General features: G+C 78.6%; 1 protein-coding gene and 1 pseudogene. Both read right to left on the bottom strand.

Translation table 11 applies throughout. The annotated features are described in order from the left end of the window. Positions 1-396 (bottom strand): annotated as a pseudogene (locus tag SSNG_RS42155) (hypothetical protein); the annotation flags it as partial. A gap of 209 nt (positions 397-605) precedes the next feature. Then, the coding region (locus SSNG_RS17055; RefSeq protein WP_063749898.1) for a helix-turn-helix domain-containing protein at positions 606-1,143 on the bottom strand (538 nt) is incomplete at its 5' end.

The raw sequence follows: 1,143 nt of genomic DNA, 5'->3' as shown, positions 1-1,143 counted from the left end.
CCCGGCGAGCGGGAGCCCGTCGCCGGTGACCACGGCGGTGGGGAGGCCCCGGAGCCGGGCCGTCGGTGTCCCAGCCGGCCGAACGACACCGTCCTGCGGGCCCCCGGCCAGGGGGAGGTCCACGCCCAGGCTGGGGATGCGCAGCCGCAGCGGCCGTGATGCCCGCATCGGCGGGACGGCCACCGTCCGGCGGTCCGCGGCGGGGCCGTGCACCCCGGACTGCTCCAGCCCGCGGACGAGACGGCGGTGCCCGGACAGGCCCAGCGCCCGGGAGGGCAGCGCGTCGGTGACGCTCGCGGCGGCGGGCTCCGCGCCCGAGCTGCCGCGCAACAGGGCGATACCGGTGCAGAGCAGAGTGGCCGTCAGCGCGACGGCGGCCCACTGGGCGCGGGACATGGTGTTCCTCCCGTCCGGCTCGGGCGGCCGGTTCCTGGGAGCAGTGGACCCCTCCCGGGCCGCCCGCACATCGCCGCCCGCACCGGAAATGACGGCGCGTCACGTCGCTCCCGGACTCCGGCGCCCGTGTCCTCCCAGCTGGCGGCGGGTGCGCGGGCCGTACGCGCCCGATCGGGCCGCTACCCCCGAACGGGTGAGGAGGCGAAGCCCTACAGCGGCCGGGCCGGCCAGTCCAGCAGGCGGGCGCCGATCACGGCCGTCTGGAGGGTGTACCGCTGGACGGGGTCCCCCGGGTCGGTGCCCGTCAGCCGGTGGATCCGCTCCAGTCGGTAGGTCAGCGCCCGCACGCTCAGGTTCAGCCGCCGGGCCGCCTCCGCGGCCACGCACCCCGAGTCGAAGTACGCGGTCAGGGTGTCCAGCAGGGGCGCCGCCCCGCCGCGCCCGGCCCGCAGCGGCCCGAGGGCGGCCAGTACCAGCTCGGCCATCGCCGCCCGGTCGCGGGTCAGTACCGGGAAGACCAGCAGGTCGGCGGCGCGCAGCAGCGGGCCCCCGAGTCCGAGCCGGTCCGCGACGCCGAGCGCGTCCAGGGCCTCCGCGTACGAGGCCGCGGCCCCGCCCGTGCCGGGGTGCGGACGCCCGAGCGCGACGAGCCCCCGCCCCTCGGACTCCGCGTGCGCCAGCCGTGCGAAGCGGACCGGGATGTCGTCCGCATCCCAGACCGGTGCCACGCAGACCAGCCGGCCGTCC

The organism is Streptomyces sp. C (genome assembly GCF_000158895.1).
GTDB lineage: Bacteria > Actinomycetota > Actinomycetes > Streptomycetales > Streptomycetaceae > Streptomyces > Streptomyces racemochromogenes.
The sequence above is the reverse complement of the archived record's forward strand: the minus strand, read 5'-3'. Positions and strand labels throughout refer to the sequence as shown.